This window comes from Acinetobacter apis (assembly GCF_900197575.1).
Taxonomy (GTDB): Bacteria; Pseudomonadota; Gammaproteobacteria; order Pseudomonadales; family Moraxellaceae; genus Acinetobacter; species Acinetobacter apis.
On sequence record NZ_FZLN01000003.1, the window covers coordinates 1 to 14776 of the forward strand.

Annotated in this window: 10 protein-coding genes and 1 tRNA gene; 10 read left to right on the forward strand and 1 reads right to left on the reverse strand. The window is 40.5% G+C overall.

Annotated elements, in window-relative coordinates:
• The 10 genes from CFY84_RS08155 to rpoC all read left to right on the forward strand — a co-directional run.
• Positions 1–150 (forward strand): EF-Tu C-terminal domain-related protein (locus CFY84_RS08155; protein WP_456049141.1); only part of this gene is annotated, 150 nt, incomplete at its 5' end.
• A 43-nt stretch (positions 151–193) separates the two neighbouring features.
• Positions 194–269: transfer RNA gene (locus CFY84_RS08160), tRNA-Trp, on the forward strand.
• A 77-nt stretch (positions 270–346) separates the two neighbouring features.
• Positions 347–787, forward strand: a complete 441-nt coding sequence (secE, locus tag CFY84_RS08165) for a preprotein translocase subunit SecE (RefSeq protein WP_088823735.1) — start codon at positions 347–349, stop codon at positions 785–787.
• A 6-nt stretch (positions 788–793) separates the two neighbouring features.
• Complete coding sequence (nusG, locus tag CFY84_RS08170) at positions 794–1327, forward strand: transcription termination/antitermination protein NusG (RefSeq protein WP_088823736.1); 534 nt, start codon at positions 794–796, stop codon at positions 1325–1327.
• Between the two features lie 90 nt (positions 1328–1417).
• On the forward strand, positions 1418–1846 hold the full coding sequence (gene rplK, locus CFY84_RS08175; RefSeq protein ID WP_088823737.1) for a 50S ribosomal protein L11: 429 nt from the start codon (positions 1418–1420) through the stop codon (positions 1844–1846).
• A 3-nt stretch (positions 1847–1849) separates the two neighbouring features.
• Positions 1850–2542: a 50S ribosomal protein L1 gene (rplA, locus tag CFY84_RS08180; protein ID WP_088823738.1), complete on the forward strand. Its 693-nt coding sequence runs from the start codon at positions 1850–1852 to the stop codon at positions 2540–2542.
• A 243-nt stretch (positions 2543–2785) separates the two neighbouring features.
• Positions 2786–3292, forward strand: coding sequence for a 50S ribosomal protein L10 (gene rplJ, locus CFY84_RS08185; RefSeq protein WP_088823739.1), 507 nt, complete (start codon positions 2786–2788; stop codon positions 3290–3292).
• 44 nt (positions 3293–3336) lie between these two features.
• Complete coding sequence (gene rplL / locus CFY84_RS08190) at positions 3337–3702, forward strand: 50S ribosomal protein L7/L12 (protein ID WP_088823740.1); 366 nt, start codon at positions 3337–3339, stop codon at positions 3700–3702.
• Between the two features lie 310 nt (positions 3703–4012).
• Positions 4013–8098, forward strand: coding sequence for a DNA-directed RNA polymerase subunit beta (gene rpoB, locus CFY84_RS08195; RefSeq protein WP_088823741.1), 4086 nt, complete (start codon positions 4013–4015; stop codon positions 8096–8098).
• Between the two features lie 88 nt (positions 8099–8186).
• Positions 8187–12377: a DNA-directed RNA polymerase subunit beta' gene (gene rpoC / locus CFY84_RS08200; RefSeq protein WP_088823742.1), complete on the forward strand. Its 4191-nt coding sequence runs from the start codon at positions 8187–8189 to the stop codon at positions 12375–12377.
• A 105-nt stretch (positions 12378–12482) separates the two neighbouring features.
• Here the strand turns inward: rpoC and CFY84_RS08205 are convergent, their stop codons facing one another.
• Positions 12483–13853, reverse strand: a complete 1371-nt coding sequence (locus CFY84_RS08205; protein ID WP_088823743.1) for an amino acid permease — start codon at positions 13851–13853, stop codon at positions 12483–12485.
• Positions 13854–14776: the final 923 nt, after the last annotated feature.

Below are 14776 nucleotides of genomic sequence, written 5' to 3' on the forward strand. Positions count from 1 at the left end.
GAAGGCGTTGAAATGGTTATGCCAGGTGACAACGTTGAAATGTCAGTAGAATTGATCCACCCGATTGCGATGGATGCTGGTCTACGTTTTGCGATTCGTGAAGGCGGTCGTACTGTAGGCGCTGGTGTTGTTGCTAAAGTTATTGCATAATAAATACCTTAAATCGGGAGCGTAAGCTCTCGATTTACTTAATAGGCTAGTAGTTCAATTGGTAGAGCGTCGGTCTCCAAAACCGAATGTTGGGGGTTCGAGTCCCTCCTGGCCTGCCATATATTTTAAAGTTTAAGCTTGATGCTGACTATTTTGTCCTTATAATGGATTCGCGAATTTTACGACGAGTAAAAAGATGTCGAATGATAAATCGCGTGACGCATTAAGCGACGCGCCAGTTCCTCAGAAAAATGATGCAACCGAAGTTGTCCGTACCAGTTCGCCTTTAGATATTGTTTTATGGGTTCTTGCAATTATTTTATTGATTGGAGCTTCTCTTACAAATCAATATCTTCCTGCATATTGGGCACCTGCGAGTAACGTTTGGGTGCAAATCGGTGTGGTTTTGGCTTGTATCATTGTGGCTTTGGGTTTATTATATGCCACCCATCAAGGCAAGGGATTCGTTCGCTTGCTTGTGGATGCACGCATAGAGCTACGTAGAGTAACTTGGCCAACCAAAAAAGAAACGGTGACCAACTCATGGCAAGTTATTTTAGTTGTCGTGGTTGCTGCAATCTTATTATGGTGCTTTGATTACGCACTCAGTTGGTTAGTCAAGCTAATAATCGGGTAGAAAGCGATGAAACGTTGGTATATTATTCATGCCTATTCAGGCTATGAAAAACAAGTGATGCGTTCGCTCAATGAGCGAATCCAGCGTAGTGCTGTTGTTGAAAGCTTTGGTGAAATTCTTGTCCCTACTGAAGAAGTAGTGGAAATGAAAGATGGTAAGAAGCGTAAGTCAGAACGTAAGTTTTTTCCAGGCTATGTCTTGGTTGAAATGGAAATGAATGATGACACTTGGCATATCGTAAAAGAATGTCCAAAAGTCTTAGGTTTTATCGGTGGAACACCTGAAAAACCTGCGCCAATTACTCAAAAAGAAGCTGATGCAATTCTTGCTCGTGTACGCAATAAAGGTGAAGCACCTCGTCCTAAAACGATGTTTGAGCCTGGCGAAGAATTATTGGTCGTTGATGGACCTTTCACAGACTTTAAAGGTGTTGTGGAAGAAGTCCTATATGAAAAATCTCGTTTGACGTTGACGATTAACGTTTTTAATCGCCCAACACAAGTCGAATTGGAATTCCGCCAAGTTGAGAAAGCTGATTAATTTCAACTTGCGGTCGCACTTTAGTGCAACAAGAAAGATAGTTCACATATTGGGAAGCTGAATAAGCGTTATACCCAGAGGTATTTTAAAATGGCTAAAAAGATTGACGGCTATATCAAGCTGCAAGTTCCAGCTGGTAAAGCGAATCCATCACCACCGATTGGTCCTGCATTAGGTCAACGTGGTGTAAACATCATGGCATTCTGTAAAGAATTCAATGCTGCAACTCAAAAAGTTGAGCCAGGTCTTCCGATTCCTGTTGTAATCACTGTGTACAATGATAAATCATTCACATTTATCATGAAAACACCACCTGCATCTATTCTTTTAAAGAAAGCTGCTGGGATTCAAAAGGGTTCTCCTGAGCCGCATAAAACCAAAGTGGGTACTTTAACTCGCGCTCAATTAGAAGAAATTGCAACAACTAAAGAGCCTGATTTAACAGGTGCAGATTTAGATGCGCGTGTACGTACCATTGCGGGTTCTGCACGTTCTATGGGCTTGGATGTGGAGCTATAAGATATGGCAAAGTTAACTAAACGTAAAAAAGCCATTGCAGCGATTGACTCAAACAAAGTGTATTCTTTAGAAGAAGCTTTACAGTTAATCAACGCGTTTCCTGCTGCAAAGTTCAAAGAGTCATTAGACGTATCTGTGAACCTTGGTGTAGACCCACGTAAATCTGACCAAGTCGTACGTGGTGCAACAACACTACCTGCAGGTACAGGTAAAACTGTACGTGTTGCAGTATTTGCTCAAGGCGCTGCTGCAGAAGCTGCAAAAGCTGAAGGCGCAGATATCGTTGGTTTTGATGATCTTGCTGAAAGCATTCAACAAGGTAATCTAGATTTTGACGTTGTAATTGCAGCACCTGACGCAATGCGCGTTGTAGGTAAGTTAGGTACAATTTTAGGTCCACGTGGTTTAATGCCAAACCCTAAAGTAGGTACAGTAACACCTGACGTTGCAAATGCTGTAAAAAATGCTAAAGCTGGTCAAGCACGCTACCGTGTAGACAAAGGCGGTATTATTCATGCAGGTATCGGTCAAGTTGGTTTTGAAATCGATGCAGTACGTCAAAACTTAGAAGCGCTTGTGAATGACTTGAAAAAAGCTAAGCCTGCGACATCTAAAGGGATTTACATCAAAAAAATTACGCTAAGCTCGACAATGGGTCCTGGTTTAAGCGTTGATGTAAACAGCATTTCTAACTAATCGTTAGACAGAATTTTTAATCTCTAAAAGCAAAGATCTTTTGCTTTTGGGGTTGGACTTTGAATTGATAGAACTTGATTCTATTGGCGTCAAAGACCTCAGGCGAGAAGCTTGCTTTTCTTAATAACCCAGCCTGCGTAGACGCGGTGGTGTGATTTATTCATCCTCCGCGTGTAAGTCTTAGGACTTACGAATTGGGAGTGCATTCAAAAGGATGCATAAATCACCTTAGGAGGTTTTACAGTGGCTCTACTATTAGAGAACAAAAAAGAAATCGTTGCTCAAGTGAATGAAACTGCGAGCAAAGCTTTCTCTGCTGTTGTTGCTGACTATCAAGGTTTAAATGTCGAGAAGTTAACACAACTTCGTGTTGAAGCGCGTAAGCTTGGTGTTTCAACTCGTATCGTGCGTAACACGCTTGCAAAACGTGCACTTGAAGGTACTCAATTTGAGATCTTAGGTGACAACCTTGTTGGTCCAACAATTCTTGGTTTTTCAAATTCTGAAGATGACATGGGTGCTGCGGCACGTATTTTCGAAGAATTTGCGAAAACAAACAAAGCATTCGAGTTAAAAGCTGCAGCGTTTGAAGGCAAGCTTTATGTTGGTGAAGAAGTTAGCGTTATTGCAAATCTTCCGAACCAAGAAAAAGCGCTTACTATGCTTGCTAGCGTTCTTCAAGCTCCTATCTCTAAATTGGGTCGTTTACTTACTGCCCTTAAAGAGAAAGACGAGCAAGAAGCTGCTTAAACTCATTACCTTACCACCATTTATATCCATTTGGAGTTATTCTCATGGCTTTATCTAACGAAGAAATCCTTAACGCAGTTGCTGAAAAAACAGTTCTTGAATTAGTAGAATTAATTTCTGCATTTGAAGAAAAATTCAACGTATCTGCTGCTGCTGTAGCAGTTGCTGCTGCTCCTGGCGCGGCTGCTGTTGAAGAGCAAACTGAATTCAATGTTGAATTAACAAGCTTTGGCGCAAACAAAGTAGCTGTAATTAAAGCAGTTCGTGAAGCAACTGGCCTTGGCTTGAAAGAAGCTAAAGACCTAGTTGAAGGCGCTCCACAAGTTCTTAAAGAAGGCGTGAGCAAAGAAGACGGTGAAGAACTTAAGAAGAAACTTGAAGCAGCTGGTGCTACAGTTACACTTAAGTAATCTGTTTTGGGAGTCGGTAATTAAAAAAATTGGCTCCAAAAATGGCTGGTGGCTCTTGGGTCGTCAGCCTTTTTGCGTTACAATAATCGGCTCGGTTTTTATTGAAATTTGAACATTCTATCAAATGACAATGAAAACGGCGAAATTTCAAACGCTTAACAATATTTTTTAAGCTTAAAAATATTGTTAAGCGTTTTATTACCACTCTAATTTGCAGCATTTGTAAGTAGTGGTGGCCATATCGGCCTGCGTAATCCTTCTAAATCCGAACTGCAGGCGGATTTAGTTTAGTACTTTCCGAGGACTCCAAATGGCATACTCATATACCGAAAAAAAACGGATCCGTAAGAATTTTGGTAAATTGCCCCAAGTGATGGACGTACCGTACCTATTGTCAATTCAAGTTGACTCGTACAGAACGTTTTTACAAGATGGAACATTATCAAAAAACCGAGAAGATATTGGTCTCCAAGCCGCATTTCGTTCAGTTTTTCCAATTGAAAGTTATTCCGGTAATGCTGCTTTAGAATTTGTTGAGTATACTTTAGGTAAGCCTGAGTTTGACGTGCGTGAATGTATTTTACGTGGCTCAACTTATGCTGCACCAATGCGCGTTAAAATTCGCCTGATCATTAAAGATCGCGATACCAAATCAATCAAAGACGTCCGTGAACAAGAAGTTTACATGGGCGAAATGCCTTTGATGACTGACAATGGTACATTTGTGATTAACGGTACAGAGCGTGTGATTGTGTCACAGCTTCACCGTTCACCGGGTGTATTCTTTGACAGTGATAAAGGCAAAACACATTCTAATAAAACCCTTTATTCAGCTCGAATCATTCCTTACCGTGGTTCATGGTTAGATTTCGAATTCGATGCAAAAGATTTGCTTTATGTCCGTATTGATCGTCGTCGTAAATTACTAGCGACTGTTATTCTACGTGCTTTAAATTATAACGATGAACAAATTTTAGATTTGTTCTATGAAAAAGTCCCTGTTTATCTTGACCTAGGCAGCTACCAAATTGAGCTTGTTCCAGAGCGCTTACGTGGCGAAATGGCACAATTCGATATCGTAGATAACAGCGGTAAAGTGATTGTTGAACAAGGCAAGCGTATTAATGCACGTCATGTACGTCAAATGGAAGCTGCAGGCTTAACCAAGCTTGCTGTACCTGATGAGTACTTGTATGAGCACATCACAGCAGAAAACATTGAATTGCATGGTGGTGAAATCATCCCTGCAAACACGTTACTTAGTCATGAAGTGATGGTGAAGTTGGCTGAAGGCGGCGTGAAACAGTTCAATATTCTATTTACGAATGATATTGATCGTGGTTCATACTTAGCAGATTCACTACGTGCAGACACGACACATGGTCGCGATGAAGCGCTTGTTGAAATCTACAAAGTAATGCGTCCAGGTGAGCCACCAACCAAAGAAGCAGCTGAGAATCTATTTAACAATTTATTCTTCTCTGCTGAGCGTTATGATTTATCTGCTGTTGGACGTATGAAGTTCAACCGTCGTTTAGATCGTCCATACGAAGTGGCTGAAGACCAAAAAACGCGTGCAATCGAAGGTATTCTCTCGAACGAAGACATTACAGATGTGATGCGTACGTTGATTGAAATCCGTAACGGTAAAGGCGAAGTGGATGATATTGACCACTTAGGTAACCGTCGTGTGCGTTCTGTCGGTGAGATGACAGAAAACCAATTCCGTGTTGGTTTGGTACGTGTTGAACGTGCTGTTAAAGATCGTTTAAGCCAAGCAGAAACAGATAATTTATCACCACAAGACTTAATCAATGCGAAACCAGTTGCTGCTGCAATCAAAGAATTCTTTGGTTCAAGCCAATTGTCTCAGTTTATGGATCAAAACAATCCATTGTCTGAAATTACGCACAAGCGTCGTGTATCAGCATTAGGCCCAGGTGGTTTAACGCGTGAACGCGCAGGCTTTGAAGTACGTGACGTACACCATACACATTATGGTCGTGTGTGTCCGATTGAAACGCCTGAAGGACCAAACATTGGTTTGATCAACTCACTGTCTGTGTATGCGAAAGCAAACCATTTTGGTTTCTTAGAAACACCATACCGTAAAGTGGTTGATGGTCGTGTGACTGAAGAGACAGAATATCTTTCTGCTATTGAAGAAGTCGGTACAGTGATTGCACAAGCTGACTCTGCAGTTGATGCAGATGGTCACTTGATTGATGAAATGGTGACTGTACGTCATCAAGGTGAAACAGTTCGTACACCGCCTGAGCGTGTGACACATATGGATGTTTCTGCACAACAGGTTGTTTCTGTTGCTGCATCATTGATTCCGTTCCTTGAACACGATGACGCAAACCGTGCACTCATGGGCTCTAACATGCAACGTCAGGCTGTGCCAACATTACTTGCGGACAAACCGCTTGTAGGTACAGGGATGGAAGCGCATGTAGCACGTGACTCAGGTGTATGTGTGATTGCTGGACGTGGCGGTGTGATTGAATTTGTTGATGCATCACGTGTTGTGATTCGTGTCAATGAAGACGAAATGATCGCAGGTGAAGCAGGTGTTGATATTTACAACCTGATCAAATACACCCGTTCAAACCAAAACACATGTATTAACCAAAAAGTATTGGTTAATTTAGGTGATAAAGTGGGTCGTGGTGATGTACTTGCTGATGGTCCATCAACAGATGGCGGTGAGCTTGCACTCGGTCAAAACATGCGCGTCGCGTTTATGACGTGGAATGGTTATAACTATGAAGACTCGATTCTATTGTCAGAACGTGTACTTCAAGAAGACCGTTTAACATCAATTCATATCCAAGAGTTGTCATGTGTTGCACGTGATACAAAACTTGGTGCTGAAGAAATTACAGCTGATATTCCAAATGTGGGTGAAGCGGCTTTATCAAAACTTGATGAATCAGGCATTGTTTACATCGGTGCAGAAGTAACAGCTGGCGATATCTTAGTTGGTAAAGTGACACCAAAAGGTGAAACCCAACTGACACCAGAAGAAAAACTTCTTCGTGCAATTTTTGGTGAAAAAGCGGCTGATGTGAAAGATTCATCATTACGCGTACCATCAGGCACTAAAGGTACAGTGATTGACGTTCAAGTCTTTACTCGTGATGGTTTAGAGAAAGATGATCGTGCACTTGCGATTGAAAAAGCACAATTAAATGCTTATCGCAAAGACTTGAAAGAAGAATATCGTATCTTTGAAGAAGCAGCGCGTGAACGTATTGTTCGCCTACTTAAAGACCAAGTGTCACATGGTGGCGGTACAACCAAACGTGGTGATCAACTGACTGATGACGTTTTATCACGCTTAGAGCTTGTTGACTTATTAGAAATTCAACCTGCTGATGAAGCGATTGCTGAACGTTTAACACAAATTCAAGCTTACTTGAAAGAGAAGAGCATTGATATTGATGAGAAATTTGCAGAGAAAAAACGCAAACTCTCAACAGGTGACGAATTAACAACAGGTGTCTTGAAAGTTGTTAAAGTGTACTTGGCTGTTAAACGTCGTATTCAGCCTGGTGATAAAATGGCGGGTCGTCATGGTAACAAAGGTGTTGTATCAAACATCCTACCTGTTGAAGACATGCCGCATGATGCCAATGGTGTTCCTGTTGACATCGTATTGAACCCGTTAGGTGTTCCATCACGTATGAACGTGGGTCAGATTCTAGAGACGCATCTTGGTTTAGCTGCGCGTGGATTGGGTGAGCAAATTGATAAAATGCTTAAACAACAACGTGCAATCACTGAACTACGTGCATTCTTAGACAAGATCTACAATAAAGTGGGTGGTGAGCAAGAACAGCTTGATACTTTGACTGATGAAGAAGTATTACGTCTTGCTGGTAACCTTCGTCAAGGTGTACCACTTGCAACACCTGTATTCGATGGTGCTGAAGAAGAGCAAATTAAAGAATTGCTTGAACTTGCTGAATTGCCACGTACAGGACAGCAAACACTTTATGATGGACGTACAGGTGAAGCATTTGATCGCCCTGTGACTGTTGGTTATATGTACATGCTTAAACTCAACCACTTGGTGGATGACAAAATGCATGCGCGTTCAACAGGTTCATACTCATTAGTTACGCAGCAGCCATTAGGTGGTAAAGCACAGTTTGGTGGTCAGCGTTTCGGTGAGATGGAAGTCTGGGCATTAGAAGCATACGGTGCAGCATACACGCTTCAAGAGATGCTAACTGTGAAATCAGATGATGTTGAAGGTCGTACACGAATCTACAAGAACATCGTAGATGGCAACCATTATATGGATCCTGGTATGCCTGAGTCATTTAATGTATTGACCAAAGAGATCCGTTCTTTAGGTATCAACATTGAACTGAAAAATGGTGACTAAGCGATTGCTTAGCCCATTATTCAGAATAAAACAATATTTGTGACCCTGCCGAGTGAGTGATCGCTCCCTCGGCTCACGGAGAAAAGAATTGAAAGACTTACTCGATATCATGCGTAAGAAAACGGAATCAGACGGCCATACTCCAATTGAGTTTGACCGCATCCGTATTGGTCTTGCATCACCAGAAATGATTAAGTCATGGTCTCATGGTGAAGTTAAAAAGCCTGAAACGATTAACTACCGTACATTTAAGCCAGAACGTGATGGTTTGTTCTGTGCGAAAATTTTTGGCCCTGTAAAAGATTACGAATGCTTGTGTGGTAAATACAAGCGTATGAAATACAAAGGCGTGATTTGTGAGAAGTGTGGTGTTGAAGTCACAACGGCTAAAGTCCGTCGTGAGCGTATGGGTCATATTGACCTTGCATCACCAACTGCGCACATCTGGTTCTTAAAATCATTACCAAGCCGTATTGGTTTGTTGCTTGATATGACGTTACGTGATATTGAGCGCGTATTGTATTTTGAATCATACATTGTGACAGACCCAGGTTTGACAACGCTTGAAAAGTATCAACTTCTTAATGATGAAGAATACTATACAGCGCTTGAAGAGCATGGCGATGAATTTACAGCGAAAATGGGTGCTGAAGCTGTTCAAGACTTATTGAAAGATATTGATCTTGAAGCTGAAATTGCTCGTTTACGTGAAGAAATTCCACAAACAACGTCTGAAACAAAACTGAAAAAAGCATCAAAACGTTTGAAGTTGATGGAAGCATTCAGTGAGTCGAATAACAAGCCTGAGTGGATGGTAATGAATGTATTACCTGTATTACCACCTGACTTGCGTCCACTTGTACCGCTTGAAGGCGGTCGTTTTGCAACGTCTGATCTAAACGACTTATATCGTCGTGTAATTAACCGTAACAACCGTTTAAAACGCCTGTTAGAGTTATCTGCGCCAGATATTATTGTTCGTAACGAAAAACGAATGCTACAAGAGTCTGTTGATGCATTGCTTGATAATGGTCGTCGCGGTCGTGCGATTACTGGTTCAAACAAACGTCCACTGAAATCTTTGGCTGACATGATCAAAGGTAAGCAAGGCCGTTTCCGTCAAAACTTACTTGGTAAGCGTGTGGACTATTCTGGTCGTTCGGTAATTACCGTTGGACCAACATTACGTTTACATCAGTGTGGTTTACCAAAGAAAATGGCGCTTGAGTTATTCAAACCATTTATTTTTGCAAAACTACAAGCATCAGGCCAAGCAACAACCATTAAAGCTGCGAAGAAAATGGTTGAGCGTGAAACACCTGAAGTATGGGATGTACTTGCGAATGTTATTCGTCAGCACCCTGTGATGTTAAACCGTGCGCCAACACTTCACCGTCTAGGTTTACAAGCGTTTGAGCCGGTATTGATTGAAGGTAAAGCGATCCGTTTACACCCACTTGTCTGTGCGGCATTTAACGCCGACTTTGACGGTGACCAAATGGCGGTTCACGTACCATTGACCATTGAAGCACAGCTTGAAGCGCGTGCACTCATGATGTCAACCAACAACATTCTATCGCCTGCCAATGGTGAACCAATTATCGTTCCTTCACAGGACGTGGTATTGGGTCTTTACTACATCACACGTGATGCGGTAAATGCGAAAGGCGAAGGCATGGTGTTTGCGGATACACATGAAGTAAACCGTGCTTTAGCAACCAATCAAGTGGCGATGCATGCGCGTGTGAAAGTACGTGTACATCAAACGATTATTGATGAAAATGGCAATCGCGATAAGCAAACCATTATTGTTGATACAACACCAGGTCGTTGCTTATTGTGGGAAGTTGTTCCTGCAGGTTTAAGCTTTGACATGATTAACCTTGAGATGACCAAGAAAAACATCTCGAAGTTGATTAACACGTGCTACCGTAAATTGGGCTTAAAAGATTCAGTAATTTTTGCTGACCAATTGATGTACCTTGGTTTCCGTCAAGCAACACGCTCAGGTGTGTCTGTAGGTATGGAAGACATGGTGATTCCACCGACCAAGCAAGCGATTATTGATAAAGCTGAAGCTGAAGTTCGTGAAATTGAAGATCAATTTGAGCAAGGCTTTGTTACAGCGGGTGAACGTTATAACAAAGTGGTCGATATTTGGGCACGTACCAATGACCAAGTTGCAAAAGCGATGATGGACAACTTGTCTTCAACACTTGTGAAAAATAAGCAAGGTGAAGATGAGAAGCAAAAATCGTTTAACAGTATTTATATGATGTCTGACTCTGGTGCGCGTGGTAGTGCAGCGCAGATTCGTCAGCTCGCAGGTATGCGTGGCTTGATGGCAAAACCAGATGGCTCGATCATTGAAACACCGATTAAAGCGAACTTCCGTGAAGGTTTGACAGTACTTCAGTACTTTATTTCTACACACGGTGCGCGTAAAGGTTTGGCCGATACAGCATTAAAAACTGCGAACTCAGGTTACTTGACTCGTCGTTTAGTCGATGTTGCACAAGATCTTGTAATTACTGAACCAGATTGTGGTACGACATCAGGTCTAGTCATGACACCATTCATTCAAGGTGGTGATGTGATTGAAGCATTACGTGATCGTGTACTGGGTCGTGTAACTGCTGAAGATGTTAAACGTGCATCTGATGATGAAGTGGTTCTTGCAAAAGGCACACTGATTGATGAAAAGATTGCAGCCTACCTCGAAGAGGCAGGTGTGGATGAAGTTAAAGTTCGTTCAGTTGTAAGCTGTCAGTCAACATTTGGTGTATGTGCTGCATGTTATGGTCGTGATTTGGCACGTGGTCACATGGTGAACCCAGGTGAATCAGTCGGTGTTATGGCTGCTCAATCAATTGGTGAGCCGGGTACTCAGTTAACCATGCGTACATTCCACGTGGGTGGTGCTGCAAGCAGAACATCTGCTGCAAATAGTGTACAAGTGCGTAACAAAGGTACAGTACGTTTCCACAATGTGAAAACAGTACAGCATCCTAAAGGACATTTAGTATCTGTATCGCGTTCAGGTGAAATCGGTATTGCGGATGAGCTTGGTCGTGAGAGAGAACGTTATAAACTACCTTACGGTGCAAGCATCTTATTAAAAGATGGCGAAGCTGTAGAAGGCGGCGGTATTGTTGCAACATGGGATCCGCATACGCATCCACTTGTAACAGAGTTTGCTGGTAAAGCACGTTTCTCACAAATTGTTGATGGTTCAACAGCGACATCAAAAACTGATGATACAACAGGCATGACCACGGTTGAAATTCTTCCTGTGACAGCACGTCCTGCATCAGGTAAAGATTTACGTCCTGCAATTGCACTTGATACAGCAGAAGGTGAGCAGTTCTACTTCTTACCACAAAACACGATTGTGACCGTCCGTGATGGCGAAACTATTGGTGTGGGTGATGTTATTGGTCGTGTACCACAAGAATCATCACGTACACGTGATATTACCGGTGGTCTACCGCGTGTTGCTGACTTGTTTGAAGCACGTAAACCAAAAGAGCATGCGATCTTGGCTGAAATCACAGGTGTTGTGAGCTTCGGTAAAGAAACTAAAGGTAAATATCGTTTAGTGATCACGCCAGATGACGGCAGTGAAATCTACGAAGAATTGATTCCTAAATGGCGTCAAATCAACGTCTTTGAAGGCGAGAGTGTGAACCGTGGTGAGACCATTTCTGATGGCCCACAAAACCCACATGACATCTTACGCTTAAAAGGCGAAGTGGCATTAACCAACTACATCGTGAACGAAGTACAAGACGTATACCGTTTACAAGGTGTAAAAATCAATGATAAGCATATTGAAGTGATTGTACGTCAAATGCTTCGTAAAGTGGATGTTGTTGATGGTGGTGATACCAGCTTCATCAAAGGCGAACAAGTGGATTACATCCGTGTCGTTCAAGAGAACCAAGCTGCGCTTGCGCAAGATAAGTTCCCTGCTAAGTTTGATCGTCAATTGATGGGTATTACGAAAGCATCGTTATCGACAGATTCATTTATCTCAGCTGCATCGTTCCAAGAGACAACACGTGTCTTAACCGAAGCTGCAGTGACAGGTAAAGAAGATGATTTACGTGGTCTTAAAGAAAACGTGGTTGTTGGTCGCTTGATTCCAGCAGGTACAGGTTTGGCTTACCACTTAGAACGTCGTCGTCAAAAAGCAGATGCTGCAGAGTTTGAGTTACAAAATGACTTTAGCGATGTAGATCAGGCATTCAGCCAAGCTTTAAACGAAGAACAGTTCTAATCAATTTCAATTAAAAAAGCACCTTCGGGTGCTTTTTTATTATGGTAAAGCCATAAATTTTGAATTAAAAAAGCGCATTGAAATGCGCTTTTTTAGTATTTGCTGTTAGCTGTTTTTAATTTTGTTTTTCACATAAAGTTGGTACATGACAAATAATAATGCAAGCCAAGCTAGGCCAACATAAAGTGCAGGACGTGTAGCAGGAAAATAACCAATCAGACCAATCACAAACAGCATAAATAGCGTTGCGATTATAGGGGCAACAGGCCAAGCAATCATTGGAAAACTGAGTGCTTTGATTTCATCAGTTGTTAATTTTTTTCGCATTCCAAAATGTGCAAGTAAAATCATGAGCCAAACATAGACTGTGGCAAAAGTTGCAATAGAGGCAATAATTTCAAAAACATTTTCAGGAATGAGATAGTTTAGGATGACACCTGACAACAAAATAATGACCATTGCAACCACTGTAAGCCATGGTACGCCATGTTTTGATGTTTTACTGAAACTCTGTGGTGCTTGACCTTTTTGTGCCATGCCATACATCATTCTACCAGCCCCAAATACATCACTGTTAATGGCAGAGATAGCTGCGGTAATCACAACAATATTGAGTACAGCTGCTGCAGATTTTAAACCCAGTCCTTCAAAAATCTGCACAAAAGGACTGCCTTGACTACCGATTTGATTCCAAGGGAAAATAGACATCAAAATAAAAATAGTCAGCACATAAAACAAAATAATACGGATTGGAACAGCATTAATCGCTTGTGGGATCGATTTTTTTGGATTTTCAGTTTCTCCTGCCGTGACCCCAATAACCTCAATGCCACCAAAAGCGAAAACAACGACAGAAAAACAGGCAATAAAACCGATAAACCCATTTGGCATAAAGCCGCCATGTTGCCAAAGGTTAGCAATTCCAGGTGTGAAATCACTGTTTGGCATATGAAAGCCATATAGCATAATGGCAAAACCACCAAAAATCATAGCTACAATTGCAGAGATTTTGATAATTGAAAACCAGAACTCAAGCTCACCAAAAACTTTGACATGAATCAGATTGATAGCGCCTAAAAAGAAAATGAGCGATAAAATCCAAATCCAGCGTGGTACATCGGGAAACCAAAAACCCATATAAATACCGAATGCAGTCACATCAGCTAAAGCAACAATCACCATTTCAAAGACATACGTCCAACCTGTGGTGAATCCTGCAAATGGACCAATATAGTCAGATGCATAACGACTAAAAGAGTCCGATACAGGGTGATGGACTGCCATTTCACCAAGTGCACGCATAACAATATAAATTGCAATCCCTGAAATGATATAAGCCAACAATACAGAAGGCCCTGCAAGTTTAATTGCTGAAGCAGAACCATAAAATAGTCCTGTGCCAATGGCAGATCCCAAAGCAAGAAAACGTATGTGTCGTGTGTTTAATCCACGTTTTAAAGATGACGTTTGTGACATGATATACTCCAACTCGTGGCGCATATTGTATAGAAGACAGTATTTGAGTCTAGAGTAGATTAAAAAACAATTGATCATCTTGTTATAGCGATTAAATATTACTATGTTGCAATTGCTTCACTTTTAAATAATCAATTAAATGATTTAAAAATAGTTTTGAGTTTTAATCTATTGTTATTTATCAGTATCGTATTAATCATATTAAAATAGTCAGGTATTATTTTATGATTATTATTTAATATGATTAATATCTATTTTAGATAATTTAAACCGACTAAAACAGTCAAGTATTATATTAATATTTTCTTATTAGGAATATAAAATTTTAATTATATTTATTATTATCAATTACTTATATGGTTGTACTAAAATAGAGTTGCATTTTAATATATATATGCATAATATTATTTTGAGGTTGAAAATAAATCGCCTTTAAATCATGTTATTTATGTTGGTTTTGATTTAAATAATAATCATAATAACTGTTTTAATTTTATTAGCGGCTCTCATTCTAAACAAATGAGAGTATTTTTTTGTTTTTATAAAATTATCTTCTACTTATCTAAAATGTTGCTTAATGATTTGGATAGAAATTAGGAGAAAGTAAAACTTAAGCTCTAATTTAATGTTTTTATTTCAATAGATTAAAGACAATTATTTAGCTGTTTATATTTTGAACGGATTTTAGTGCTGCCAAATCGTAAAATCTCATATGCTTTCTTTATCTTGTTTAACTTCTCTTTTAAAGTAAAAATTTTTCTAAATTAAATGAAAGCTTGTTTTGCTGAAAATTTAAAGATTGAAGGTGTAATCTACACTATTTAAAGCAAAGCAATTTAGACTAACTGAAAATAACATCAATGTTTATATGGATATGCTAAAGCATATCTAATGGTCTGTGTTTGCTATCAAAATTAGACATC

What these genes read in the sequence shown, in the direction of transcription:
- rplK (WP_088823737.1), top strand. Translation starts at nt 1,418, where the DNA reads ATGGCTAAAAAGATTGACGGCTATATCAAGCTGCAAGTTCCAGCTGGT.
- nusG (WP_088823736.1), top strand. Translation starts at nt 794, where the DNA reads ATGAAACGTTGGTATATTATTCATGCCTATTCAGGCTATGAAAAACAA.
- rplL (WP_088823740.1), top strand. Translation starts at nt 3,337, where the DNA reads ATGGCTTTATCTAACGAAGAAATCCTTAACGCAGTTGCTGAAAAAACA.
- rplA (WP_088823738.1), top strand. Translation starts at nt 1,850, where the DNA reads ATGGCAAAGTTAACTAAACGTAAAAAAGCCATTGCAGCGATTGACTCA.
- secE (WP_088823735.1), top strand. Translation starts at nt 347, where the DNA reads ATGTCGAATGATAAATCGCGTGACGCATTAAGCGACGCGCCAGTTCCT.
- rpoB (WP_088823741.1), top strand. Translation starts at nt 4,013, where the DNA reads ATGGCATACTCATATACCGAAAAAAAACGGATCCGTAAGAATTTTGGT.
- CFY84_RS08205 (WP_088823743.1), bottom strand. Translation starts at nt 13,853, where the DNA reads ATGTCACAAACGTCATCTTTAAAACGTGGATTAAACACACGACACATA.